The organism is Citrobacter sp. Ce119, assembly GCF_030334525.1.
Lineage (GTDB): Bacteria > Pseudomonadota > Gammaproteobacteria > Enterobacterales > Enterobacteriaceae > Citrobacter > Citrobacter europaeus.
Genome location: NZ_JAOWDR010000060.1, coordinates 17,190 through 41,936 on the forward strand (window position 1 = coordinate 17,190; position 24,747 = coordinate 41,936).

Annotated in this window: 21 protein-coding genes and 1 pseudogene; 17 read left to right on the top strand and 5 right to left on the bottom strand. The window is 53.9% G+C overall.

What is annotated here, in order from left to right; all coding sequences use genetic code 11:
- Nucleotides 1–117 precede the first annotated feature (117 nt).
- The 7 genes from lepA to acpS all read left to right on the top strand — a co-directional run bounded on the left by lepA (nt 118) and on the right by acpS (nt 6,608).
- The gene (gene lepA, locus OGV80_RS20480) at nt 118–1,917 is read left to right on the top strand and encodes a translation elongation factor 4 (RefSeq protein ID WP_043017221.1); all 1,800 of its coding nucleotides are present in this window, start codon (nt 118–120) and stop codon (nt 1,915–1,917) included.
- Nucleotides 1,918–1,932: 15 nt separating this feature from the next.
- Nucleotides 1,933–2,907: a signal peptidase I gene (lepB, locus tag OGV80_RS20485; RefSeq protein ID WP_042306654.1), complete on the top strand. Its 975-nt coding sequence runs from the start codon at nt 1,933–1,935 to the stop codon at nt 2,905–2,907.
- 269 nt (nt 2,908–3,176) lie between these two features.
- The gene (rnc, locus tag OGV80_RS20490; protein WP_003037579.1) at nt 3,177–3,857 is read left to right on the top strand and encodes a ribonuclease III; all 681 of its coding nucleotides are present in this window, start codon (nt 3,177–3,179) and stop codon (nt 3,855–3,857) included.
- Complete coding sequence (gene era, locus OGV80_RS20495; protein ID WP_080626223.1) at nt 3,854–4,759, top strand: GTPase Era; 906 nt, start codon at nt 3,854–3,856, stop codon at nt 4,757–4,759. The genes rnc and era overlap by 4 nt, the downstream gene beginning before the upstream one ends.
- Nucleotides 4,760–4,770: 11 nt before the next feature.
- Entirely contained in the window at nt 4,771–5,481 is a 711-nt protein-coding gene (gene recO / locus OGV80_RS20500; protein ID WP_043017220.1) for a DNA repair protein RecO, read from the top strand.
- A 15-nt stretch (nt 5,482–5,496) separates the two neighbouring features.
- Complete coding sequence (gene pdxJ / locus OGV80_RS20505; protein WP_043017219.1) at nt 5,497–6,228, top strand: pyridoxine 5'-phosphate synthase; 732 nt, start codon at nt 5,497–5,499, stop codon at nt 6,226–6,228.
- Entirely contained in the window at nt 6,228–6,608 is a 381-nt protein-coding gene (acpS, locus tag OGV80_RS20510) for a holo-ACP synthase (protein WP_003037588.1), read from the top strand. Before pdxJ ends, acpS begins: the two co-directional genes overlap by 1 nt.
- A 29-nt stretch (nt 6,609–6,637) precedes the next feature.
- On the opposite strand, the gene OGV80_RS20515 is transcribed toward acpS, so the two are convergent.
- Both OGV80_RS20515 and OGV80_RS20520 read right to left on the bottom strand, forming a co-directional pair.
- Nucleotides 6,638–6,898 carry a YfhL family 4Fe-4S dicluster ferredoxin gene (locus OGV80_RS20515; RefSeq protein WP_003037590.1) on the bottom strand — a complete coding sequence of 87 codons (261 nt, stop codon included), beginning with the start codon at nt 6,896–6,898 and terminating at the stop codon, nt 6,638–6,640.
- 55 nt (nt 6,899–6,953) lie between these two features.
- Entirely contained in the window at nt 6,954–7,802 is an 849-nt protein-coding gene (locus OGV80_RS20520; protein WP_043017218.1) for a MurR/RpiR family transcriptional regulator, read from the bottom strand.
- A gap of 116 nt (nt 7,803–7,918) precedes the next feature.
- Here OGV80_RS20520 and murQ point away from each other — a divergent pair, with 116 nt between their 5' ends.
- From murQ to tadA, 4 genes are read left to right on the top strand one after another with little or no spacing between them, the layout of a single operon-like run.
- Complete coding sequence (murQ, locus tag OGV80_RS20525) at nt 7,919–8,812, top strand: N-acetylmuramic acid 6-phosphate etherase (RefSeq protein ID WP_181231184.1); 894 nt, start codon at nt 7,919–7,921, stop codon at nt 8,810–8,812.
- A gap of 9 nt (nt 8,813–8,821) precedes the next feature.
- Nucleotides 8,822–10,186 (top strand): PTS transporter subunit EIIC, encoded by a 1,365-nt coding sequence (locus OGV80_RS20530; RefSeq protein WP_087052425.1) that lies wholly within the window; start codon nt 8,822–8,824, stop codon nt 10,184–10,186.
- Between the two features lie 3 nt (nt 10,187–10,189).
- Nucleotides 10,190–10,825 carry a phosphatidylglycerophosphatase C gene (yfhb, locus tag OGV80_RS20535; RefSeq protein ID WP_286515657.1) on the top strand — a complete coding sequence of 212 codons (636 nt, stop codon included), beginning with the start codon at nt 10,190–10,192 and terminating at the stop codon, nt 10,823–10,825.
- A 51-nt stretch (nt 10,826–10,876) separates the two neighbouring features.
- Nucleotides 10,877–11,392 carry a tRNA adenosine(34) deaminase TadA gene (gene tadA / locus OGV80_RS20540; protein WP_072033356.1) on the top strand — a complete coding sequence of 172 codons (516 nt, stop codon included), beginning with the start codon at nt 10,877–10,879 and terminating at the stop codon, nt 11,390–11,392.
- Between the two features lie 49 nt (nt 11,393–11,441).
- On the opposite strand, the gene mltF is transcribed toward tadA, so the two are convergent.
- Nucleotides 11,442–12,992 carry a membrane-bound lytic murein transglycosylase MltF gene (gene mltF, locus OGV80_RS20545; RefSeq protein ID WP_043017214.1) on the bottom strand — a complete coding sequence of 517 codons (1,551 nt, stop codon included), beginning with the start codon at nt 12,990–12,992 and terminating at the stop codon, nt 11,442–11,444.
- Between the two features lie 256 nt (nt 12,993–13,248).
- Here mltF and purL point away from each other — a divergent pair, with 256 nt between their 5' ends.
- The 5 genes from purL to glnB all read left to right on the top strand — a co-directional run bounded on the left by purL (nt 13,249) and on the right by glnB (nt 21,663).
- Complete coding sequence (gene purL / locus OGV80_RS20550; RefSeq protein ID WP_043017213.1) at nt 13,249–17,136, top strand: phosphoribosylformylglycinamidine synthase; 3,888 nt, start codon at nt 13,249–13,251, stop codon at nt 17,134–17,136.
- A gap of 589 nt (nt 17,137–17,725) precedes the next feature.
- On the top strand, nt 17,726–19,156 hold the full coding sequence (gene qseE / locus OGV80_RS20555; RefSeq protein WP_105179687.1) for a two component system sensor histidine kinase QseE/GlrK: 1,431 nt from the start codon (nt 17,726–17,728) through the stop codon (nt 19,154–19,156).
- Between the two features lie 22 nt (nt 19,157–19,178).
- Nucleotides 19,179–19,922 carry a two-component system QseEF-associated lipoprotein QseG gene (gene qseG, locus OGV80_RS20560; protein ID WP_200001016.1) on the top strand — a complete coding sequence of 248 codons (744 nt, stop codon included), beginning with the start codon at nt 19,179–19,181 and terminating at the stop codon, nt 19,920–19,922.
- Nucleotides 19,922–21,256: a two-component system response regulator GlrR gene (gene glrR, locus OGV80_RS20565; RefSeq protein WP_304502307.1), complete on the top strand. Its 1,335-nt coding sequence runs from the start codon at nt 19,922–19,924 to the stop codon at nt 21,254–21,256. Before qseG ends, glrR begins: the two co-directional genes overlap by 1 nt.
- A 68-nt stretch (nt 21,257–21,324) precedes the next feature.
- Nucleotides 21,325–21,663: a nitrogen regulatory protein P-II gene (gene glnB / locus OGV80_RS20570; protein WP_002914032.1), complete on the top strand. Its 339-nt coding sequence runs from the start codon at nt 21,325–21,327 to the stop codon at nt 21,661–21,663.
- Nucleotides 21,664–21,764: 101 nt separating this feature from the next.
- Here the strand turns inward: glnB and hmpA are convergent, their stop codons facing one another.
- A complete protein-coding gene (gene hmpA / locus OGV80_RS20575; protein ID WP_286515659.1) occupies nt 21,765–22,955 on the bottom strand; it encodes an NO-inducible flavohemoprotein in 1,191 nt (396 codons plus the stop codon).
- Nucleotides 22,956–23,281: 326 nt separating this feature from the next.
- Between hmpA and glyA the strand changes: the two genes are divergently transcribed.
- Nucleotides 23,282–24,535, top strand: coding sequence for a serine hydroxymethyltransferase (gene glyA, locus OGV80_RS20580; RefSeq protein ID WP_043017209.1), 1,254 nt, complete (start codon nt 23,282–23,284; stop codon nt 24,533–24,535).
- Here glyA and OGV80_RS20585 read toward each other — a convergent pair.
- Nucleotides 24,526–24,747: pseudogene (locus OGV80_RS20585) on the bottom strand (oxidoreductase C-terminal domain-containing protein); the annotation flags it as partial. The gene glyA and the pseudogene OGV80_RS20585 sit on opposite strands and share 10 nt — an antisense overlap.

Sequence of the window (24,747 nt, forward strand, 5' to 3'; positions counted from 1 at the left end):
TCCTCGCCTCAGCGTTGTAGTGTAGAATGCGGCGTTTCACTTAAACAGACGTTAAGCTCAGATCAGCGACTTCTCAGAGCCTGCTCCGGCGGGCGTAAGGCACAATAATTACACTATATGAAGAACATACGTAACTTTTCAATCATAGCTCACATCGACCACGGTAAATCGACGCTGTCTGACCGTATTATCCAGATCTGCGGTGGCCTGTCTGACCGTGAAATGGAAGCGCAGGTTCTCGACTCGATGGATCTGGAGCGTGAGCGCGGTATTACTATCAAAGCGCAGAGCGTGACGCTCGATTTCAAAGCATCTGATGGTGAAACCTATCAGCTTAACTTTATCGACACCCCGGGTCACGTTGACTTCTCGTATGAAGTTTCCCGCTCGCTTGCTGCCTGTGAAGGCGCATTGCTGGTGGTTGATGCCGGACAGGGCGTAGAAGCGCAGACCCTGGCTAACTGCTATACCGCCATGGAAATGGATCTGGAAGTGGTGCCGGTACTGAACAAAATTGACTTGCCAGCCGCCGATCCTGAGCGCGTAGCGGAAGAGATCGAAGATATCGTCGGTATTGATGCAACTGATGCTGTTCGCTGTTCGGCGAAAACCGGTGTTGGCGTCACTGACGTACTTGAACGTCTGGTGCGCGATATCCCGGCGCCGGAAGGCGACCCGGAAGGTCCATTGCAGGCGCTGATCATCGACTCCTGGTTCGATAACTACCTGGGCGTGGTGTCACTGGTGCGTATTAAAAATGGCACCATGCGTAAAGGCGACAAAATTAAAGTGATGAGCACCGGTCAGGTCTATAACGCCGACCGTCTGGGCATCTTCACGCCAAAACAGGTTGACCGTACCGAGCTGAAATGCGGCGAGGTAGGTTGGTTGGTTTGCGCGATTAAAGACATTCTCGGCGCACCGGTTGGCGATACCCTGACGCAGGCGCGTAACCCGGCGGACAAACCGCTGCCAGGCTTTAAAAAAGTGAAGCCGCAGGTTTACGCCGGTCTGTTCCCGGTGAGCTCTGACGACTACGAAAACTTCCGTGACGCGCTTGGTAAGTTGAGCCTCAACGACGCCTCCCTGTTCTACGAGCCGGAAAGCTCAACCGCGCTTGGCTTTGGCTTCCGCTGCGGCTTCCTCGGCCTGCTGCACATGGAGATCATTCAGGAACGTCTGGAACGTGAATACGATCTGGATCTGATCACTACCGCGCCGACCGTAGTCTACGAAGTAGAAACCACGGCGAAGGAGACTATTTACGTCGATAGCCCGTCCAAGCTGCCGCCGTTGAATAACATCTACGAACTGCGTGAGCCGATCGCTGAGTGTCACATGCTGCTGCCGCAGGCTTACCTTGGTAACGTCATCACCCTGTGTATCGAGAAGCGTGGCGTCCAGACCAACATGGTTTACCACGGTAACCAGGTGGCGCTGACCTATGAAATTCCGATGGCGGAAGTGGTACTCGACTTCTTCGACCGTCTGAAGTCAACCTCTCGCGGCTATGCGTCGCTGGACTATAACTTCAAACGCTTCCAAGCGTCTGACATGGTACGCGTTGATGTCCTCATCAACAACGAACGTGTCGATGCGCTGGCGCTGATCACTCACCGCGACAACTCCCAGAGCCGTGGCCGTGAGCTGGTCGAGAAGATGAAAGATCTGATCCCTCGTCAGCAGTTTGATATCGCGATTCAGGCGGCCATCGGCACGCACATCATCGCGCGTTCAACGGTTAAGCAGCTGCGTAAAAACGTTCTGGCGAAATGCTACGGTGGCGATATCAGCCGTAAGAAAAAGCTGCTGCAAAAACAGAAAGAGGGTAAAAAGCGCATGAAGCAGATCGGTAACGTCGAACTGCCGCAGGAAGCGTTCCTCGCCATTCTGCATGTCGGTAAAGACAGCAAATAATCTTAAGGAGTTGGCATGGCGAACATGTTTGCCCTGATTCTGGTGATTGCCACACTGGTGACGGGCATTTTATGGTGCGTAGATAAATTCATCTTCGCACCAAAACGCCGGGAGCGTCAGGCAGCAGCGCAAGCTGCTGCAGGTGATTCACTGGATAAAGCAACGCTGAAAAAAGTGGCCCCTAAGCCGGGTTGGCTGGAAACTGGGGCATCCGTTTTCCCGGTTTTAGCTATTGTACTGGTGGTGCGTTCATTTATTTATGAGCCGTTCCAGATCCCGTCTGGTTCGATGATGCCGACGCTGCTTATCGGTGACTTTATCCTGGTGGAGAAATTCGCCTACGGGATTAAAGATCCGATTTACCAGAAAACGTTGATCGAAACTGGCCATCCGAAACGTGGAGATATCGTGGTGTTTAAATACCCGGAAGATCCCCGTCTGGACTACATCAAACGTGCTGTCGGTTTACCGGGAGACAAAGTGACGTACGATCCGGTGGCGAAAGAGGTCACTATTCAGCCAGGATGCAGTTCAGGTCAGGCGTGTGAAAACGCGCTGCCGGTAACGTACTCTGATGTTCAGCCAAGTGATTTTGTACAGACCTTTGCTCGTCGTAACGGCGGTGAAGCGACCAGCGGTTTCTTTGAAGTTCCGCTGAACGAAACGAAAGAGAACGGTATTCGGCTCTCCGAGCGTAAAGAAACGCTGGGTGAGGTAACGCACCGCATTCTGACTGTGCCAATCGCCCAGGATCAGGTGGGGATGTATTACCGCCAGCCAGGTCAGCAACTGGCAACCTGGATCGTCCCACCGGGACACTACTTCATGATGGGTGATAACCGTGACAATAGCGCGGACAGCCGTTACTGGGGATTTGTGCCTGAAGCGAATCTGGTTGGTAAAGCGACCGCTATCTGGATGAGTTTCGACAAGCAAGAAGGCGAATGGCCGACCGGTGTGCGTTTAAGCCGTATTGGCGGCATTCACTAATTGCCGATAATCGTTCACGCTGTCGTCATTATGGCGACAGCGTGAATTATTTCTCGGATAAATTCCCGCAGACTAACGACATCCCTTGTCGTTGTGTATAGAATATTCCCCCGAAGTTTTAGGTTGGCACCGACAGGTTGCCACGGCACACGAAACAGCGTTGGTTTGTATACAAATGCATTCAAGTGAAGCCAGACGGCTAAGCGAAGTGCGTATATCAGGTCTGTTTCGTGTGCTGAATTGTTGACGCATTCATTTATTGGTATCGCATGAACCCCATCGTAATTAATCGGCTTCAACGGAAGCTGGGCTACACTTTTAATCATCAGGAGCTGTTGCAGCAGGCATTAACTCACCGGAGTGCCAGCAGCAAACATAACGAGCGTTTAGAATTTTTAGGCGACTCTATTTTGAGCTTTGTTATCGCTAATGCGCTGTATCACCGTTTCCCGCGTGTGGATGAAGGTGATATGAGCCGCATGCGCGCAACGCTGGTTCGCGGCAATACGCTGGCTGAATTAGCCCGTGAGTTTGACCTCGGTGAATGTTTACGTTTGGGGCCCGGCGAGCTGAAAAGCGGCGGCTTCCGTCGTGAATCGATCCTGGCGGATACCGTTGAAGCTTTAATTGGCGGCGTCTTCCTCGACAGCGATATTCAAACCGTTGAGCAATTGATCCTGAACTGGTATCAAACTCGTCTGGATGAAATTAGCCCAGGCGACAAACAAAAAGATCCGAAAACGCGCCTGCAGGAATATTTGCAGGGTCGCCACCTGCCTCTACCGTCTTATTTGGTGGTGCAGGTGCGTGGTGAAGCACACGATCAAGAATTTACTATCCACTGCCAGGTCAGCGGCCTGAGTGAACCGGTGGTTGGCACAGGTTCGAGCCGTCGTAAGGCTGAGCAGGCTGCCGCCGAACAGGCGTTGAAAAAACTGGAGCTGGAATGAGTATCGATAAAACTTACTGTGGATTTATTGCCATCGTCGGCCGCCCGAACGTCGGCAAATCCACTCTGTTGAATAATCTGCTTGGGCAGAAGATTTCCATTACCTCACGTAAGGCTCAGACAACACGTCACCGTATTGTTGGCATCCATACCGAAGGCGCGTATCAGGCGATTTATGTTGATACTCCGGGTCTGCATATGGAAGAAAAACGTGCGATCAACCGTCTGATGAACAAAGCGGCGAGCAGCTCTATCGGTGATGTTGAACTGGTTATTTTCGTTGTCGAAGGCACCCGCTGGACGCCGGACGACGAAATGGTGCTCAACAAGCTGCGTGATGGTAAAGCCCCGGTTATTCTGGCTGTGAACAAAGTAGACAACGTTCAGGAAAAAGCCGATCTGCTGCCGCACCTGCAGTTCCTGGCAAGCCAGATGAACTTCCTTGATATCGTACCGATTTCTGCCGAAACCGGCTTGAATGTCGATACCGTTGCGGGCATCGTGCGTAAGCATTTGCCGGAAGCTATTCATCACTTCCCGGAAGATTACATCACCGACCGTTCTCAGCGCTTTATGGCCTCTGAAATCATCCGTGAAAAGCTGATGCGTTTTCTGGGGGCTGAGCTGCCGTACTCCGTTACCGTGGAGATTGAGCGTTTTATCTCCAACGAGCGCGGTGGCTACGACATTAACGGTCTGATCCTCGTTGAACGTGAAGGGCAGAAGAAGATGGTTATTGGCAACAAAGGGGCCAAGATTAAAACCATCGGTATTGAAGCGCGTAAAGACATGCAGGAAATGTTCGAAGCGCCCGTTCACCTCGAACTGTGGGTGAAAGTGAAATCCGGCTGGGCCGATGACGAACGCGCGCTGCGCAGCCTCGGTTACGGCGACGATCTCTGAGAATAACCCCGATGGAGGGCTGGCAACGCGCTTTTGTCCTGCACAGCCGCCCGTGGAGCGAAACCAGTCTCGTGCTGGACGTCTTCACGGAAGAGTCGGGCCGCGTGCGCCTTGTGGCTAAAGGTGCACGTTCCAAACGTTCTAATCTCAAAGGCGCACTCCAGCCTTTTACTCCCTTATTGCTTCGCTTTGGTGGACGTGGTGAGGTCAAAACTTTGCGCAGCGCCGAAGCCGTTTCTCTGGCACTCCCTCTTAGCGGTATCACGCTGTACAGCGGCTTGTATATCAACGAGCTTATTTCTCGCGTTCTTGAGTACGAGACCCGCTTTTCTGAACTCTTTTTCGATTACCTGAACTGTATTCAGGCGCTGGCTGGCGCGACCGGTTCGCCAGAACCTGCGTTACGTCGCTTTGAGCTGGCCTTGCTTGGGCATCTGGGCTACGGCGTTGATTTTACCCACTGTGCGGGTAGCGGCGAGCCGGTAGACGACACCATGACCTATCGCTACCGGGAAGAAAAAGGGTTTATTGCAAGCGTCGTAATTGATAACTCCACCTTTACCGGACGCCATCTGAAAGCACTTGAATCGCGAGAATTTCCGGATGCTGATACGTTGCGCGCCGCGAAACGCTTTACCCGTATGGCGTTAAAGCCGTATCTTGGTGGTAAGCCCCTAAAGAGCCGTGAATTATTCCGGCAGTTTATGCCGAAGCGAAAATAAAATACGAGGATTGTCATGTCCGAATTACTGTTAGGCGTCAACATTGACCACATTGCCACTTTACGTAATGCACGCGGTACCGCATACCCGGATCCGGTTCAGGCAGCGTTTATCGTTGAACAGGCGGGCGCAGACGGTATTACCGTACATCTGCGTGAAGACCGTCGCCATATCACCGACCGTGACGTGCGTATTCTGCGCCAGACGCTGGATACGCGCATGAATCTGGAAATGGCGGTCACCGAAGAGATGCTGGCGATTGCCGTTGAGACTAAGCCGCATTTTTGCTGCCTGGTGCCGGAAAAGCGTCAGGAAGTTACCACTGAAGGTGGTCTGGACGTCGCCGGTCAGCGCGACAAGATGCGCGATGCCTGCCAACGCCTGGCGGACGCAGGTATTCTGGTTTCGCTGTTTATCGACGCCGATGAAGAGCAGATTAAGGCCGCTGCAGAAGTGGGCGCACCGTTTATTGAAATTCACACCGGCTGTTACGCCGATGCGAAAACCGATGCGGAACAGGCCAGTGAACTGGCGCGTATCGCCAAAGCGGCGACTTTTGCGGCCAGCCTTGGCCTGAAGGTGAATGCGGGTCATGGCCTGACGTATCACAACGTTAAAGCCATCGCCCGGATCCCGGAAATGCACGAACTGAACATTGGCCATGCCATTATCGGGCGCGCGGTGATGAGCGGCCTTAAAGATGCCGTAGTAGAAATGAAACGCCTGATGCTGGAAGCGCGTGGTTAATGGCTATTCTGGGATTAGGTACGGATATTGTGGAGATTGCCCGCATTGAAGCGGTGATCTCCCGTTCCGGCGACCGTCTGGCAAGACGCGTGCTCAGCGACAACGAATGGGCAATCTGGGAGACGCATCAGCAGCCGGTGCGTTTTCTGGCGAAGCGTTTTGCGGTCAAAGAGGCGGCAGCAAAAGCCTTCGGGACGGGTATTCGCAACGGTCTGGCGTTTAATCAGTTTGAGGTCTTTAACGACGAACTCGGTAAGCCGCGTCTGCGGTTATGGGGGGAGGCGTTAAAACTGGCGGAAAAACTCGGCGTCGCACATATGCATGTGACGCTGGCCGATGAGCGTCACTACGCCTGCGCCACGGTGATTATCGAAAGTTAGATACAGGACATTGCCGGATGGCGACGCGGTTATAGTTTATCGGCGTGGTGCATCAGCACAAACTTATCCCACAACTGCTCTTCTGTTTCGACGTGTGCCGGATCTTTCAAAATAGTATTGGGGATCGGGCACACCTTCTGGCAGGTTGGCGTGTCGTAATGGCCTACGCATTCCGTACACTTGTCGCTGTTAATCTCGTAAATGCTGTCACCCATCGAAATCGCCTCATTCGGGCATTCGGGCTCGCACATATCGCAATTGATGCATTTTTTAGTGATTAACAGGGCCATCAGGAAACTCTCAAAACATCACAAATCGGGCGGGCATTATACGCGCATTCTTTGCTCAGACCAGTTTTTTTACCAGTGCTTCGCTGTGGCGAATACGTTCCGGAGCATGTTCCAGATCCTGCTGCACTAGCGCCATAAACAGTAAATCAGTGAGCATCATTTGCGCGTGGGTGGAGGAAATCGCTGCGCTGCGTGTGGCCTGCTCCTCAGCAATCGTATACAGACAATGACTTGCCCGTTGCTGCAGGGCGTTTGGTGTAAATCCAGTGATGGCGAGAATTTTGGCTCCGGTGCGCAATGTTTCGTCCGCAGCCAGGTTGAGCTCGCGCCGCTCTCCGGTATACGAAATGGCCAGCAGTAGATCATTGGGCGAAAGCGCCTGCACCGCTGCCAGCAGGGCGTGCATATCGCGTTCTACCACCGCGTTAAAACCAATCTTCAGCAGCTTCCAGGCAAAATTCTGCGCAACCAGACCCGATGCGCCAATCCCGGTTACGATAATGCGTCGGGCTGAGCGCAGCATCGTGACGCTCTCCATCAGTTTCTCTTCGCTGTTGACGTCCAGCGTCGCATGCATCGCCGCCACATTCTCTTTAATCAGCTTCTCGCCCACCATCCGCATGGGGTCGTCACCGCGAATCTGATTATGCACCGGAATGGAATGGGGATTGGGGTTGCTGGCCAACGCTTCGCTGATCGCCAGTTTCAATGCCGGAAACCCTTTAAAACCCATCTTTTGTGCGAACTTCACCACGCTGGACTGGCTGACGCCCGCTTCAAAAGCCAACTGCTGTGAGCTGAGATGACGCGCGGTATCAGGCTGAGCAAGAAGATAATCCGCAAGTTTTTTATCGCTTTGCGCGAGGTCCGGGTAACGCTGACGAATGCGAATTAAACAGTTCATGCTGTCTCCTGGCGAAAACGTGATGGCGATTACAAAACAAAATTTCACTCGCCTGGATGAATATAATATTCCATTATGACAGATTATTATGAATTAAAAATTCCTAAGGACCAAAAATGAATCTCGGTGCATTAGTTTCAGAAACCCGCAATCCACAGACCATGGATCTGGATGCGCTCTCCACGCTGGAGTTGGTTCATCGTTTTAATCAACAGGATACGCTGGTAGCACAAGCAGTAAAAGCAACTCTGCCTCAAGTTGCGCGCGCGGTCGACGCGGCAGCTGGCGCGCTCAAAGCCGGAGGACGCATTATTTACATGGGCGCAGGTACCAGCGGGCGTCTTGGGGTGCTGGACGCGTCTGAATGCCCACCGACCTTTGGCGTCCCGCATGGTCTGGTGGTCGGGCTGATTGCTGGCGGACCGGGCGCGCTGCTGAAGGCGGTAGAAGGCGCAGAAGATAACCCGCAGTTAGGTGAAGACGATCTGCGTGCGCTCAATCTTACCGCACAGGATCTGGTGGTGGGGCTGGCAGCTTCTGGTCGCACACCGTATGTGATTGGCGGGCTGAAATATGCGCGTTCGGTGGGTTGTACGACGGCGGCGATTTCCTGCAATCCAGATTCCCCTATCGCGCATGAAGCGGATATTGCCATTTCTCCGGTAGTGGGGCCTGAGGCGTTGACCGGATCAACGCGACTGAAATCCGGTACCGCGCAAAAGCTGGTGCTCAATATGATCTCCACCGGTGCGATGGTGAAATTTGGCAAGGTATACCAGAACCTGATGGTGGATATGCAGGCTACCAACGTCAAGCTGGTCGATCGGGCGTGTCGCATGGTGGTTGAAGCCACCGGCATCGCGCGTGAACAGGCGCAGGCGCTGCTAAAGCAGACCGATTTTGATGTTAAGCCGGCTATTTTAATGGCGCTCACTGGCCTGGATGCCGCCGCCGCCCGCGAAAAACTTGCCGCTCACCAGGGTTTTTTACGCGCGGCGTTAGAACACTAAGAGGTGTATATGGATAAGACGGCGGTGCTGGCCAGCGACATTCTGCTGGGCGTTGGCGGAGAAAAGAATATTCTGCGCCTGGAAAACTGTATGACCCGCGTCAGAGTGGAAGTTCAGGATGACGGACAGATTGATATCCCTCGCCTCAGGCAACTGCCCGGTGTTAGCGGTTACGTGAAGCAGGGCGCACAGCACCAGATTATCGTCGGTCCCGGTAAAGCCGCCAAAGTGGTGGATGCTATGCGTTCCCTGATTGCCGATGGCGGCGAGCGAGCAGACGCCAATGACATCGAGCGCACGAAGTCAGAGGCCAAAGCGAAGTACAAAGCGCCCATGAGCGATGCGCTGCGCAAGCTGGCGAACGTCTTTATCCCTCTTATTCCGGCGTTTATCGCCTCCGGTTTGATTACCGGCATTATTAACATCCTTAAGCGACCGGACATCGTCGGGGATTTTGCGACCCACTATCCGAATATGCTGGGTCTGATGGGCATATTCGGCAGCGCCGTGTTTGCCATCATGAATATTCTGGTTGGGGTGAATACCGCCAAAGTCTTCGGCGGCTCTCTGGCGATGGGTGGGGTGATGGCGGGGATCCTCTCCAGTCCGCAGCTGGCGCAAATTACCCTGTTTGGCGAAGCGCTGCAGCCGGGGCGCGGCGGGGTGATCGCGGTACTACTGGTGGTGGCGCTGATGTGCTGGATCGAACGCAAATTCCGCGTGCTGTTGCCGGAATCGCTGGAGCTGATCCTTAACCCGCTGCTGACTACTATCATTACCGGAATCATCGCGATTGTAGCGCTGCAACCGCTTGGCGGCTGGATTTCTGAATCTATCGCTCACGGTGCATCCTGGGCTATCGATCGCGGCGGCTTCCTGGTCGGTGCCGTGCTGGCGGGAACCTTTCTGCCGTTGGTGCTTACCGGGCTTCATCAGGGGTTGGTACCTATCCACGTTGAGCTGGTTCAGGCGCACGGTTATAACGCGCTCTTTCCTATCCTGGCGATGGCGGGGGTTGGGCAAATAGGTGCTGCGATTGCGGTTTTGATGAAAACCCGCAATGCGCGGCTAAAGAAAGTGATCAAAGGGGCGCTGCCGGTCGGACTGCTGGGGATTGGCGAGCCGCTGATTTTTGGTGTCACGCTGCCGTTGGGTAAGCCGTTTATCGGCGCTTGCCTTGGCGGAGCGGTAGGCGGGGCGCTGATTAGCTACTGGAAGGTAGCGACGGTCATCACCTTTGGCATCTCCGGATTACCGCTGGCACTAACGATTGTTGCCGGAAAAGTGATGTTCTATCTGTTAGGCTATCTGGTAGCAGTTATCGCCGGGTTCCTGTTTACCTGGCTATTGGGGTTCAACGATCCAGAGGAATAAGGTTTGACCAATCACCAGCGCCGCGTTGTCTTTTTTGATTTAGATGGCACGTTACACCAGCAGGATATGTTCGGTAGTTTCATTCGTTATCTGCTGCGACGCCAGCCGCTGAATGCGCTGCTTGTGCTACCTTTGTTACCGGTGATTGCGCTGGCGTTGTTGATAAAAGGACGCGCCGCGCGCTGGCCAATGAGCCTGCTGCTGTGGGGATGCACATTTGGTCGTAGCGAGGCGCGTCTGAAAGCGCATCAGGCCGAATTTGTGCGCTGGTTTCGTGGTAACGTGACGGCGTTTCCGCTCGTGCAACAGCGGCTGACAACTTACCTGTTAAGCTCTGACGCTGATATCTGGCTTATCACAGGCTCCCCGCAGTCACTGGTCGAGCAGGTTTACTTCGACACGCCGTGGTTACCGCGTGTCAATCTGATCGCCAGCAAAATGGCGCGGGGATACGGCGGGTGGGTGTTGCCTCTGCGCTGCCTGGGCCATGAGAAAGTGACGCAGCTTGAAAGCCACATTGGCGCGCCGTTACAGCTATACAGTGGCTACAGCGACAGTAATCAGGACAATCCGCTGCTCTCTTTTTGCCAGCACCGCTGGCGCGTCACGCCGCGCGGAGAACTGCAACAACTCGAATGAAGCCAACGCACATGCAATTTAAAGCATGACGGGTATAATGCGTCCGCTTTTATTAGTGGAGTAACCTCTTTGTCTGAAGTTGAATTTAGTCACGAATACTGGATGCGTCATGCTCTAACGCTGGCTAAGCGCGCCTGGGATGAGCGTGAAGTCCCGGTGGGCGCGGTATTGGTACATAACAACCGTGTGATTGGCGAAGGCTGGAACCGTCCGATTGGTCACCATGACCCGACTGCCCACGCTGAAATTATGGCGCTGCGTCAGGGTGGCCTGGTGCTGCAAAATTACCGGCTGTTGGATGCCACGCTGTACGTCACTCTGGAACCGTGCGTGATGTGCGCTGGCGCGATGGTGCACAGTCGTATTGGTCGGGTCGTTTTTGGCGCGCGCGATGCGAAAACCGGAGCTGCCGGGTCATTAATGGATGTGCTGCATCACCCTGGAATGAATCATCGGGTTGAAGTAACCGAAGGAGTGCTACGGGATGAATGCGCCACGCTGCTCAGCGATTTCTTCCGCATGCGCCGGCAGGAAATCAAAGCCCTGAAAAAATCCGCCAGTTTGTAAATGTCGCTCTGATTGCCTGATGACGCTGCGCTTATCAGCGCCACCAGGACTACTTATCCTCTTTTTTCTGCGGTGAAAACAGCAGGGAAGGCGAGTGCGACAGGTAGTTTGACGACGTCTGAGACAGAAACGCCGAAAGCGGGAATTCATCTTTACCTAATAGCTCTGCTGGTGTTACAGCCGGGTAATCTTGCGCCAGTTGCTGCGTTTCCAGCGCCTGTTTCTCCTTCTCCTGCAGATACCCCACCAGGCTAATCTGGTATTTACGGATGTTTTCTACATAGGCGTAGGCTTCGTGGCCGCGCGCATAACCATAGGTCAGCTTGTTGTAATACGGCTTTTGGCTGAGCAGCGGCAGTCGTTGTTTTACGTCGGACCAGCTATTCGGATTGCCTTTGGTTTTCACCGTCAGCGCCCGTGCATCCAGCATGTGCGCATAACCCATGTTATAGGCTGCGAGCGCAAACCAGATGCGTTCCCCTTCGGGGACGGTATCCGGCACTTTACTCATCATGTCCTGCAAATATCGCGCGCCGCCGCTAATGCTTTGTTCAGCATCTGTACGGTCGGTCAGCCCGAGACTTTGAGCAGTATTTTTGGTCAGCATCATCAGTCCGCGTACGCCGGTTGGGGATGTGGCCTGCGCGTCCCAGTGTGATTCCTGATACGAGATAGCGGCGAGCAGTCGCCAGTCTATCTCTTGCGCATATTTCTCAAACAGCGGCTTAAGGTCTGGCAACACGCTGTCTACGGCGCGCAAAAAGGTGCGGGTATCAACATAGTCAAAATCATCGCCATGCCCGAGATATTTCTCTTCCAGCCGTGCCAGAGAACCGTCTTCATTCATGGTGTTGAAGAAATCCAGCAGGGCGGCAGAAAGCGTATTGTCATCGTCCAGACGACTAAACCAGGTCACCGGCTGTTCGTCAGAGACGTCCAACGCCACGGCCAGCTCAGGGTGTACGCGTTGGTATAAGCTGATGGCGACGGAATCGGCAATGGTGTAATCCAGCTTTCCGGCGATAACATCATCAAGCAGTTCAGTCGTGCCCTTTTTGTCGTCAACCTTCCAGCTCAGCTCGGGGAATTTTTTCTCTTTAAGCAACTGGAGATCGTTAACCACCACGTGCCCCGGGGCGATGGTCAGTTGATTTTCGTTCACGGTGGCAAGCGTGCGTGGGCGGTATTGCCCAACCCGATACACCAACTGTTGTGAAACCGAATAATAGGTCGGGCCGGGCTGATAATTTTTCACCCGTTCGCTGTTATAGACCAGGCCTGCGGCTAACAGATCGGCATTACCGTTATCGAGGTCGTCAAAAAGCTGGCTGATATTCTGGCGCACGGTGACTTTTAACTTCACGCCTAAGTAGTTGGCGAACTCCTGGGCCAGTTCATAATCCAGACCGAATTTTTTGCCGTTGAGGGTCGCGTAAGTTAATGGTGAGTCGATGGTACTGACGCGCAGCTCTCCCCGCGACTGAATGGCGGCGATACGATTTTCGGCTTTACCGAACCAGGGAATTGATGGCCAGAGGGCCGCTGCCAACAACAGCGTTAATATGCCGATGAACAGATAATTAATCTTTAATTTTTTCAATTAGTTAATTCTCTGAACCGTACGTTGTCTCTGCCTGCTGTGGTGTTGATTAAGAAGTGAAGTCGTCATTAATGAGCGGCATTTTGCTTAAACTTGCGTCAGTTGGCAACTTATTCAGAAACCAGACCGCATTTGATGATAAGAGAAGGTCGTGATTTTATTTCGACGCAAACGGTTTCGTCGGCGCGGTAGATTCTTTATAATGACGCCCGTTTCCCCACTTGGGCACACCGAAAGCTTAGAAGACGAGAGACTTATGATGGAAATTCTGCGTGGTTCACCTGCACTGTCTGCATTCCGTATTAACAAACTGCTGGCACGTTTTCAGGCTGCCAACCTCCAGGTCCACAATATTTACGCCGAGTACGTCCATTTTGCCGATCTGAATGCACCGTTGAATGAGGATGAGCACGCTCAGCTTGCACGCCTGCTGAAATATGGTCCTGCTCTGCACAGCCACGCCCCTGAAGGCAAACTGCTGCTGGTTACCCCTCGCCCCGGCACCATCTCCCCGTGGTCTTCTAAAGCGACTGATATTGCCCATAACTGCGGCCTGCAACAGATTAGCCGTCTGGAACGTGGTATTGCCTGGTATGTCGAAGCCTCGACGCTGACCGCTGAGCAATGGCAGATGGTTGCCGATGAACTGCACGACCGCATGATGGAAACGGTTTTTTCTGCATTGAACGATGCCGAAAAACTGTTTGTTCATCATCAGCCTGCGCCGGTTTCCAGCGTTGATCTGCTGGGTGAGGGACGCCAGGCGCTGATCGACGCTAACCTGCGTCTGGGTCTGGCGCTGGCGGAAGACGAAATCGACTATCTGCAGGATGCGTTCACCAAACTGGGGCGCAACCCGAACGACATTGAACTGTACATGTTTGCGCAGGCCAACTCCGAGCACTGTCGCCACAAGATTTTCAACGCCGACTGGATCATCGACGGTAAACAGCAGCCGAAGTCGCTGTTCAAGATGATCAAAAATACATTCGAAACCACGCCGGACCACGTTCTGTCTGCCTATAAAGACAACGCCGCGGTAATGGAAGGTTCCGAAGTGGGCCGCTATTTTGCCGACCACAAAACGGGTCGCTACGATTTCCATCAGGAGCCAGCCCACATCCTGATGAAGGTTGAAACTCACAACCACCCGACGGCTATCTCTCCGTGGCCGGGCGCGGCAACCGGATCCGGCGGTGAAATCCGCGACGAGGGCGCAACGGGTCGCGGTGCAAAACCGAAAGCCGGGCTGGTGGGCTTCTCCGTTTCCAACCTGCGTATTCCTGGCTTTGAACAGCCGTGGGAAGAAGACTTTGGTAAGCCGGACCGTATTGTTACCGCGCTGGATATCATGACCGAAGGGCCACTGGGCGGCGCGGCGTTTAACAACGAGTTTGGTCGCCCGGCGCTGACCGGCTACTTCCGTACCTATGAAGAGAAAGTGAACAGCCACAACGGCGAAGAGCTGCGCGGCTACCATAAACCGATCATGCTGGCGGGCGGGATCGGTAACATCCGCGCCGATCACGTGCAGAAAGGTGAGATCGTCGTTGGCGCTAAGCTTATCGTCCTTGGCGGTCCGGCGATGAACATCGGTCTTGGCGGCGGGGCTGCTTCCTCTATGGCTTCCGGCCAGTCTGATGCCGATCTGGATTTCGCTTCCGTGCAGCGTGACAACCCTGAGATGGAACGTCGTTGCCAGGAAGTTATCGACCGCTGCTGGCAGATGGGCGATGCGAACCCGATCCTGTTTATCCACGACGTGGGCGCGGGCGGCCTGTCTAACGCTATGCCGGAGCTGGTCAGTGATGGCGGTCGCGGCGGTAAGTTCCAACTGCGCGATATTCTTAGCGACGAGCCGGGCATGAGCCCGCTGGAAATCTGGTGCAACGAATCCCAGGAGCGCTACGTGCTGGCGGTTGCCGCCGACCAGTTGCCGCTGTTTGATGAACTGTGTAAGCGTGAGCGCGCGCCGTATGCGGTGATCGGTGAAGCCACCGAAGAACAGCATCTCACGCTCAGCGACAGCCACTTCAACAACCAGCCGATCGACATGCCGCTCGATGTGCTGCTGGGTAAAACGCCGAAGATGACCCGCGATGTGCAGACGCTGAAAGCCAAAGGCGATGCCCTGAATCGTGGCGAAATCTCGATTGCAGATGCGGTTAACCGCGTGCTGCATCTGCCGACTGTTGCAGAGAAAACGTTCCTCGTGACTATCGGCGACCGTACCGTTACCGGCATGGTGGCGCGTGACCAGATGGTTGGTCCGTGGCAGATTCCGGTCGCCAACTGCGCGGTCACTACCGCAAGCCTGGATAGTTATTACGGTGAAGCGATGTCTCTCGGCGAGCGTGCGCCGGTTGCATTACTGGATTTCTCGGCCTCTGCGCGTCTGGCGGTAGGTGAAGCGCTGACCAACATTGCTGCAACGCAGATTGGCGATATCAAACGCATTAAACTTTCGGCTAACTGGATGGCGGCTGCGGGTCATCCTGGTGAAGATGCCGGCCTGTACGAAGCGGTAAAAGCCGTTGGGGAAGAATTATGTCCGGCGCTTGGCCTGACCATTCCGGTGGGCAAAGACTCTATGTCGATGAAAACCCGCTGGCAGCAAGGTAATGAACAGCGTGAAATGACCTCACCACTGTCGCTGGTGATCACCGCCTTTGCCCGCGTGGAAGACGTGCGCCACACTATTACCCCGCAACTCTCTACCGAAGACAATGCCCTGCTGCTGATTGACCTCGGTCTCGGTAATAATGCGCTGGGGGCTACGGCACTGGCGCAGGTTTACCGTCAACTGGGCGATAAGCCTGCCGATGTGCGTAACGTTGAGCAACTGAAAGGCTTCTACGACGCGATTCAGGCGCTGGTTGCTGCGCGTAAGCTGCTGGCCTACCATGACCGTTCCGACGGTGGGCTGCTGGTGACGCTGGCTGAAATGGCCTTCGCCGGGCACTGCGGTATTGAGGTTGATATCAGCACTCTGGGCGACGATCGTCTGGCGGCGCTGTTTAACGAAGAGCTGGGCGCGGTTATCCAGGTTCGCGCTGCTGAGCGTGAAGCGGTAGAAGCGACTCTGGCTGCTCACGGGCTGGCGGATTGCGTGCACTATCTTGGTCAGGCGGTAACGGGTGATCGTTTCACTCTGAGCGCCAATGGTCAGAATGTGTTCAGCGAAAGCCGCACACAGCTTCGTATGTGGTGGGCGGAAACCACCTGGCAGATGCAGCGTCTGCGCGATAACCCTGAGTGTGCCGATCAGGAACATGACGCTAAAACTAACGATGCCGATCCAGGCCTCAACGTTAAACTGTCGTTTGATATCAACGAAGATGTTGCCGCGCCGTACATCGCCACCGGTGCGCGTCCAAAAGTGGCCGTACTGCGTGAGCAGGGCGTGAACTCCCACGTTGAAATGGCGGCAGCCTTCCACCGTGCGGGCTTTGACGCCATCGATGTGCATATGAGTGACCTGTTGGGCGGACGCATCGGTCTGGGTAACTTCCAGGCGCTGGTAGCCTGCGGCGGTTTCTCTTACGGCGATGTACTCGGCGCAGGGGAAGGTTGGGCGAAATCGATTCTGTTCAATAACCGCGTTCGTGATGAGTTCGAAACCTTCTTCCATCGTCCGCAAACGCTGGCGCTTGGGGTATGTAACGGTTGTCAGATGATGTCTAACCTGCGTGAACTGATCCCGGGAAGCGACCTGTGGCCGCGTTTTGTGCGTAACCATTCCGACCGCTTTGAAGCGCGCTTCAGCCTGGTCGAAGTGACGCAAAGCCCGTCTTTACTGCTTGCCGATATGGTGGGTTCGATGATGCCGATTGCCGTTTCTCACGGTGAAGGTCGTGTGGAAGTGCGTGACGGCGCGCATCTGGCTCAGCTTGAGAGCAAAGGTCTGGTGGCGCTGCGCTACGTTGATAACTTCGGTAAGGTGACCGAGACCTATCCGGCTAACCCGAACGGTTCGCCAAACGGTATTACAGCCGTTACCACAGAAAATGGTCGCGTCACTATTATGATGCCGCACCCGGAACGCGTGTTCCGTACCGTGAGCAACTCCTGGCATCCGGAAAACTGGGGCGAGGACAGCCCGTGGATGCGTATCTTCCGCAACGCGCGTAAACAGCTCGGCTAATTAGTTCAATCGTCATCAAGCCCCTCTCCGTGAGGGGCTTTTTTGTGTTGTAGGCTGGATAAGGCGCTTTTGTTGCCATCCGGCAATAAACTCAGCGCTTACGCCTAAAAGCAAAGTGTCGGGAAATCCCGACATGGGTGGGGGTGAGCTGTCGCCAAAAAGAGACATTTAATTATTTGATTTAAAATGAATTTGTTTTTAAGTGCTACAGGTGTTGCTGATTGGCGACATAAAGTGCAAAAAACAGCCAAAATCATTTTTCATATGAATAATCACATTTTCCATATTTATCATTGTGTTAATAAAGTGTTTTGAATATTGGCACAGATGCTGCATAATATCGCTCAGTGGCTCATTCACCTTCTTATGTCAGCCCCTTAGGGACGTGCTACATAAACTTCGAATGACGCACAACAAGGTGCCTGCCGTCCAACATCTGATATTAGCGTTGCTCATATCAACCTTCGGGCGAAACGTCGAGTTAGGCACCGCCTTATTTCACAACAAAGCCGGGTTGATCCCGGCTTTGTTGTATCTGGCGTTCCCCTCAGTTAGCATCAACCTATTCCTGTCCGTTGAGAGTAACGCCTTGAAGCGCTGGTCAGTTTTCCCCCGATCTTTACGTCAATTGGTGACGTTGGCATTTTTGCTTATCCTGCTGCCGTTGTTAGTTTTGGCCTGGCAGGCGTGGCAAAGTCTGAATGCCCTGAGCGCGCAGGCGGCGCTGACGAACCGCACCACGCTGATTGACGCCAGACGCAGCGAAGCGATGACCAATGCCGCGCTGGAGATGGAGCGTAGCTACCGGCAATATTGTGTGCTGGATGACCCCACGCTGGCTAAGGTTTATCAGAGTCAGCGTAAACGCTACAGCGACATGCTGGATGCGCATGCGGGCGTGTTGCCAGACACCAAGCTTTACCAGGCACTGCGACAGGACATTAACGATCTCGCGCAGTTGCAGTGCAATAACAGCGGTCCTGACAGTGTGGCGGCCGCGCGGCTGGAAGCGTTCGCCAGTGCCAACACCGACATGGTACAAGCGACGCGCACCGTCGTCTTTTCTCGTGGGCAGCAGCTCCAGCAGGAAATAGCCGAACGTGGGCAGTTCTTTGGCTGGCAGGCACTGGTGCTGTTTCTGGTCAGCCTGGCGATGGTGTTGCTGTTTACCCGCATGATAATCGGTCCGGTGAAGGGCATAGAAAAAATGATTAATCGTCTGGGAGAAGGGCGCTCGCTGGGCGATAGCGTATTATTTACCGGCCCCCGGGAGCTGCGTTCCGTGGGGCAGCGCATTATCTGGCTGAGCGAACGTCTTTCCTGGCTTGAGTCGCAACGGCATCAGTTTTTACGCCATCTTTCCCATGAATTGAAAACGCCGTTGGCGAGCATGCGTGAAGGGACCGAACTGTTAGCCGATCAGGTGGTTGGACCGTTAACGCCGGAGCAAAAAGAGGTGGTCGGTATTCTCGATGACAGTAGCCGCAACCTGCAAAAGCTGATTGAACAGCTTCTCGATTACAACCGCAAGCTGGCGGATGACGAGGTTGAGCTTGAAAGTGTGGAAATCGCGCCGCTGGTGGAAAGCGTTGTTTCTGCGCACAGCCTGCCCGCTCGCGCCAAAATGATACATACTGATGTTGCGCTTGCGGTGAACGCCTGTCTGGCAGAACCGATGCTATTAATGAGCGTACTGGACAATCTTTATTCCAATGCGGTGCACTACGGCGCTGAATCCGGTAACATTTGGATCCGCAGCAGTTTGCATGGCTCAATGGTATACATTGATGTAATGAATACCGGCACGCCGATTCCAGAAGCAGAACAGGCCATGATCTTCGAGCCTTTTTTCCAGGGTAGCCATCAGCGAAAAGGGGCGGTAAAAGGAAGCGGGTTGGGGCTGAGCATTGCCAGAGATTGCATCCGCCGTATGCGGGGCAAACTGTATCTGGTTGATGACCATGCGCAAAATGTTTGTTTTCGCATAGAATTGCCGCTATCTGCTGCGAAAAATCACTAAAATAAACCTAAGTCTGGTGAGTATGCCATACGTTGTTGTCCGAATGCTTAAACGACATTTTTTCCGCCGCGTCATCCTCGCAAGCCTGCCGTGCCTGGCGCTGGTAGGTTGCGTTCCGAACGCGGTGAATCATATTATCGGCGACCCCTCGCAGGAGAAAATTCCGCCTCATCAACTGGCGGACTACCTGGCAACCGACTGTAGCGATATCTGGTCGCTGTCTGGTCAGCCCACAGACACCAATCCGCTGTACTGGCTGCGGGCGATGGATTGCGCCAATCGCCTGATGCCGGTACAGGCGCGCAGTGAAGCCAGTATGATGGTGCCAGATACCTGGCAGGAGGCTTTCAGGCGTGGGATCCTGCTCGATAACGCCAATATTACGCCACCTGAAAGACGGGAGGCTGTTACGCGCCTCGACGCATTAAGCCCGCAAATTCCGCCACAGGTTCGCCCGCTGTATCAGGTCTGGCGCAGCAGCCAGACGTTGCAGCTGCAGCTTGCCGAAGAGCGTATGCGCTACAGCAAGCTGCAGCAAGCGTCAGACAGCGATCTTGATACGCTGCGTGAACAGCAACAGCATTTACAGTCCCAGCTCGATCTCACGACCCGCAAGCTGGAGAATCTGACCGATATTGAACGCCAGCTTTCCACGCGCAAACCTGCTGGTAGCTATAACCCCGATGCGTCGCACGGGAACGATAAACTCACCCTGCCTGATAACGAGGAAAGCGCAGCGCCGTCTGCTGATGAGGTCACGCCATGATAAGCCGTAAGCCCGCGCATCTGCTGCTGGTGGATGACGATCCAGGCCTGTTGAAATTACTTGGAATGCGACTGACCAGCGAAGGTTATAGCGTCGTGACCGCGGAAAGTGGGCAGGAAGGGTTACGGGTGCTGAACCGTGAAAAAGTGGATCTGGTTATTAGCGATCTGCGTATGGATGAAATGGATGGCATGCAGCTGTTTACTGAAATCCAGAAAGTTCAGCCAGGAATGCCGGTTATTATCCTCACCGCGCACGGCTCCATCCCTGACGCCGTGGCGGCGACGCAGCAAGGGGTGTTCAGCTTTCTCACCAAGCCGGTCGATAAAGACGCGTTGTACCACGCGATCGACGGGGCGCTGGAACAGTCTGCGCCTGCCACTGATGACAGCTGGCGTGAGTCCATCGTCACCCGCAGTCCGCTGATGCTGCGCCTACTGGAACAGGCGCGTATGGTAGCGCAATCGGACGTAAGCGTATTGATCAACGGCCAAAGCGGCACCGGGAAAGAAGTGTTTGCCCAGGCCATTCACAACGCCAGCCCGCGTAGCCACAAGCCTTTTATTGCCATTAACTGCGGTGCGTTGCCGGAACAACTGCTCGAGTCCGAACTGTTTGGTCATGCGCGCGGCGCTTTTACCGGTGCGGTGAGCAATCGTGAAGGGCTGTTTCAGGCCGCGGAGGGTGGGACGCTGTTTCTTGATGAGATTGGCGATATGCCCGCGCCGTTGCAGGTTAAATTGCTGCGCGTATTGCAAGAGCGAAAAGTCCGACCGCTGGGCAGTAACCGCGATATCGACATTGATGTGCGGATCGTGTCCGCCACTCACCGTGATTTGCCCAAAGCGATGGCGCGAGGTGAATTTCGCGAGGACTTATACTATCGCCTCAACGTGGTGAGCCTGAAGATCCCAGCGCTGGCCGAGCGTACGGAAGATATTCCGCTGCTGGCAAACCATCTGCTGCGTCAGTCTGCTGAACGACACAAACCGTTCGTGCGCGCCTTTTCGACCGATGCTATGAAACGGTTAATGACCGCAAGCTGGCCGGGCAACGTGCGTCAGTTGGTTAACGTGATTGAGCAGTGCGTGGCGTTGACCTCTTCGCCGGTAATCAGCGACGCGCTGGTGGAGCAGGCGCTGGAAGGGGAGAACACCGCGCTGCCGACCTTTGTTGAAGCGCGTAACCAGTTTGAGCTCAATTACCTGCGTAAGCTGCTGCAAATCACCAAGGGCAATGTGACCCACGCAGCGCGAATGGCGGGGCGCAACCGCACCGAATTCTATAAATTGCTTTCTCGACATGAGCTGGATGCAAACGACTTTAAAGAGTAGCACCGTAAATACGACTGATTTATGATACGGTGAGCAACCGGTTACGCGATAAAAACGACAGGAAAACCATGAAAAAGATTGATGCGATTATTAAACCCTTCAAGCTGGACGACGTCCGCGAAGCGCTGGCAGAAGTCGGCATTACCGGTATGACTGTAACAGAAGTCAAAGGGTTTGGCCGTCAGAAAGGCCATACCGAGTTGTACCGTGGTGCGGAATATATGGTGGATTTTCTGCCGAAGGTAAAAATTGAAATTGTGGTCACCGACGACATCGTCGATACCTGCGTTGACACTATTATTCGTACTGCCCAGACCGGTAAGATCGGTGACGGTAAGATTTTTGTCTTCGATGTGGCGCGTGTTATTCGTATCCGTACCGGCGAAGAAGACGACGCGGCAATCTAAGCCGCGCCGTTAATTTGTAGGCCTGATAAGCGTAGCGCATCAGGCAGAGTGGTTGCCGGATGGCGGCGTAAACGCCTTATCCGGCCTGCTCGCGTAATACATTACAACACTTTATGCGGGCCGAAACATTCGTAATGAATGTTCTCGTTTTTCACGCCCAGACCGACCAACTGCTTCGCGGCGAACTGCATAAAGCCAACCGGACCGCACAGATAAAACTGCATCGCCGGATCGCTGATTGCGCCTTCCAGTTTGTTCAAATCCATCAGACCAACGCTATCAAACGCACCTTTCGCGCGATCGGCTTCGGTTGGCTCACGATACCAGGTGTGTGCGCTAAAGCGTGGCAGCGTTTTGCCCAGTTCATTCACTTCATCGGCGAAGGCGTGTACATCGCCATTTTCTGCCGCGTGGAACCAGTTAACCTGCGCCGTATGATGCGCTTTTGCCAGCGTATCCAGCATCGCCAGCATCGGGGTCTGGCCCACGCCTGCGGAAATCAAAGACACAGGAGTATCGGTCGCGACATCCATAAAGAAATCGCCCGCAGGTGCAGCTAAGTGAACAACGTCGCCAACATTTGCATGGTTGTGCAGCCAGGTGGAAACCTGACCACCGTCTTCACGCTTCACGGCAATTCGATAGCCTTTGCCATCGGGTTTACGGGTCAGTGAGTACTGACGAATTTCCTGATGCGGGAAACCCTCTGGCTTCAGCCAGACGCCCAGGTATTGCCCCGGATGATATTCAGCCACTGCGCCATCGTCGACAGGTTCAAACTCAAAGCTGGTGATGAGTGCACTACGCGGGGTTTTTGCCACGATGCGGAAAGGACGGGTACCTTCCCAGCCGCCATTTTTATTGGCATTTTCGCTGTAGATTTGCGCTTCACGGTTGATGAAAACGTTCGCCAGCACGCCGTATGCTTTGCCCCACGCATCCAGAACTTCCTGACCTGGGCTGAACATTTCGTCCAGCGTTGCCAGCAAATGGCCACCCACGATGTTGTACTGCTCCGGTTTAATCTGGAAGCTGGTATGTTTTTGCGCGATTTTCTCAACGGCTGGCAACAACGCCGCCAGGTTTTCGATATTGCTGGCATACGCGGCAATGGCATTAAACAACGCTTCACGCTGATCGCCATTACGCTGGTTACTCATGTTGAAGATTTCTTTCAGCTCTGGGTTATGCGTAAACATGCGATCGTAGAAATGAGCGGTCAGCTTCGGGCCTGTTTCAACCAGCAGGGGAATGGTGGCTTTCACTGTAGCGATGGTTTGTGCGTCAAGCATACGGTCTTCCTTTATCTGAGACTTTAATGATGTATGTCAAATACATCTTATAAAAAATACCCCTGCATTGTAAATGGTTCTTTGTAACTTTGCGTTGTAAAGGTTACATCGTGAAAAATCTGCATCACAAACCTGAAAAGAAATCCGTTGAAATTCAGCAGACCTTTGTTCTCCAAAGCCTTGTGTGCCGTGAAGGTAATCGTTTGCGTAAAATCCTTTGTCAAGACCTGTTATCGAAGAATGATTCGGTTATACTGTTGGCCGAAGTCCTGGAAGACTGCCTTTTCAGGCCAAAATTTACTTGTTAGCTGAGTCAGGAGATGCGGATGTTAAAGCGTGAAATGAACATTGCCGATTATGATGCCGAACTGTGGCAGGCTATGGAGCAGGAAAAAGTACGTCAGGAAGAGCACATCGAACTGATCGCCTCCGAAAACTACACCAGCCCGCGTGTTATGCAGGCGCAGGGTTCTCAGCTGACCAACAAATACGCTGAAGGTTATCCGGGCAAGCGCTACTACGGCGGTTGCGAGTACGTTGATATCGTTGAGCAACTGGCTATCGATCGTGCAAAAGAGCTGTTTGGCGCTGACTACGCTAACGTACAACCGCACTCCGGCTCTCAGGCTAACTTTGCCGTGTACACTGCTCTGCTGCAACCGGGCGATACCGTTCTGGGTATGAACCTGGCGCAAGGCGGCCACCTGACTCACGGCTCCCCGGTTAACTTCTCCGGCAAACTGTACAACATCATCCCTTACGGTATTGATGAGTCCGGTAAAATTGACTACGAAGACATGGCTAAGCAGGCCAAAGAGCACAAGCCGAAGATGATCATCGGCGGCTTCTCTGCTTACTCCGGTGTTGTTGACTGGGCAAAAATGCGTGAAATCGCTGACAGCATCGGCGCATATCTGTTCGTTGACATGGCGCACGTTGCCGGCCTGATTGCCGCAGACGTTTACCCGAACCCGGTTCCACACGCACACGTTGTGACCACCACCACCCACAAAACCCTGGCGGGTCCGCGCGGCGGCCTGATCCTGGCGAAAGGCGGTGACGAAGAGCTGTACAAAAAACTGAACTCCGCTGTGTTCCCAAGCGCGCAGGGCGGCCCACTGATGCACGTGATCGCGGCGAAAGCCGTGGCGCTGAAAGAAGCGATGGAGCCTGAGTTCAAGGTTTACCAGCAGCAGGTTGCCAAAAACGCCAAAGCGATGGTGGAAGTGTTCCTGAACCGTGGCTACAAAGTGGTTTCTGGCGGTACTGAAAACCACCTGTTCCTGCTGGATCTGGTTGATAAAAACCTGACCGGTAAAGAAGCTGACGCCGCACTGGGTCGCGCTAACATCACCGTTAACAAAAACAGCGTGCCGAACGATCCGAAGAGCCCGTTTGTGACCTCCGGTATCCGTATCGGTTCCCCGGCTGTGACTCGCCGTGGCTTCAAAGAAGCGGAAGTGAAAGAGCTGGCTGGCTGGATGTGTGACGTTCTGGACAACATCAATGACGAAGCCGTTATCGAGCGCGTCAAAGGTAAAGTGCTGGATATCTGCGCACGCTTCCCGGTCTACGCGTAAGTAATACGGATTGCCGGATGGCGGGGTAAACACCTTATCCGGCAGCTATATTCACTTAAGTAAGATTGTTTCATCGCTAAAGCCGCCGCTGGCGGCTTTTTCTTTGCCTGAATCCATTTTCTCAATAAACGTATTTCTCGCCCCTGATTCAACGTTACTGCCCCGATAATCACGCCATCCTGTGAGTTAAACCAGATTGCTTTCTGCGCATC

Coding starts and splice junctions, on each gene's coding strand:
- pdxJ (WP_043017219.1), top strand. CDS start 5,497: ATGTCCGAATTACTGTTAGGCGTCAACATTGACCACATTGCCACTTTA.
- OGV80_RS20530 (WP_087052425.1), top strand. CDS start 8,822: ATGGATAAGACGGCGGTGCTGGCCAGCGACATTCTGCTGGGCGTTGGC.
- murQ (WP_181231184.1), top strand. CDS start 7,919: ATGAATCTCGGTGCATTAGTTTCAGAAACCCGCAATCCACAGACCATG.
- era (WP_080626223.1), top strand. CDS start 3,854: ATGAGTATCGATAAAACTTACTGTGGATTTATTGCCATCGTCGGCCGC.
- lepA (WP_043017221.1), top strand. CDS start 118: ATGAAGAACATACGTAACTTTTCAATCATAGCTCACATCGACCACGGT.
- recO (WP_043017220.1), top strand. CDS start 4,771: ATGGAGGGCTGGCAACGCGCTTTTGTCCTGCACAGCCGCCCGTGGAGC.
- rnc (WP_003037579.1), top strand. CDS start 3,177: ATGAACCCCATCGTAATTAATCGGCTTCAACGGAAGCTGGGCTACACT.
- glnB (WP_002914032.1), top strand. CDS start 21,325: ATGAAAAAGATTGATGCGATTATTAAACCCTTCAAGCTGGACGACGTC.
- OGV80_RS20515 (WP_003037590.1), bottom strand. CDS start 6,898: ATGGCCCTGTTAATCACTAAAAAATGCATCAATTGCGATATGTGCGAG.
- OGV80_RS20520 (WP_043017218.1), bottom strand. CDS start 7,802: ATGAACTGTTTAATTCGCATTCGTCAGCGTTACCCGGACCTCGCGCAA.
- lepB (WP_042306654.1), top strand. CDS start 1,933: ATGGCGAACATGTTTGCCCTGATTCTGGTGATTGCCACACTGGTGACG.
- purL (WP_043017213.1), top strand. CDS start 13,249: ATGATGGAAATTCTGCGTGGTTCACCTGCACTGTCTGCATTCCGTATT.
- hmpA (WP_286515659.1), bottom strand. CDS start 22,955: ATGCTTGACGCACAAACCATCGCTACAGTGAAAGCCACCATTCCCCTG.
- acpS (WP_003037588.1), top strand. CDS start 6,228: ATGGCTATTCTGGGATTAGGTACGGATATTGTGGAGATTGCCCGCATT.
- glyA (WP_043017209.1), top strand. CDS start 23,282: ATGTTAAAGCGTGAAATGAACATTGCCGATTATGATGCCGAACTGTGG.
- qseG (WP_200001016.1), top strand. CDS start 19,179: ATGCCATACGTTGTTGTCCGAATGCTTAAACGACATTTTTTCCGCCGC.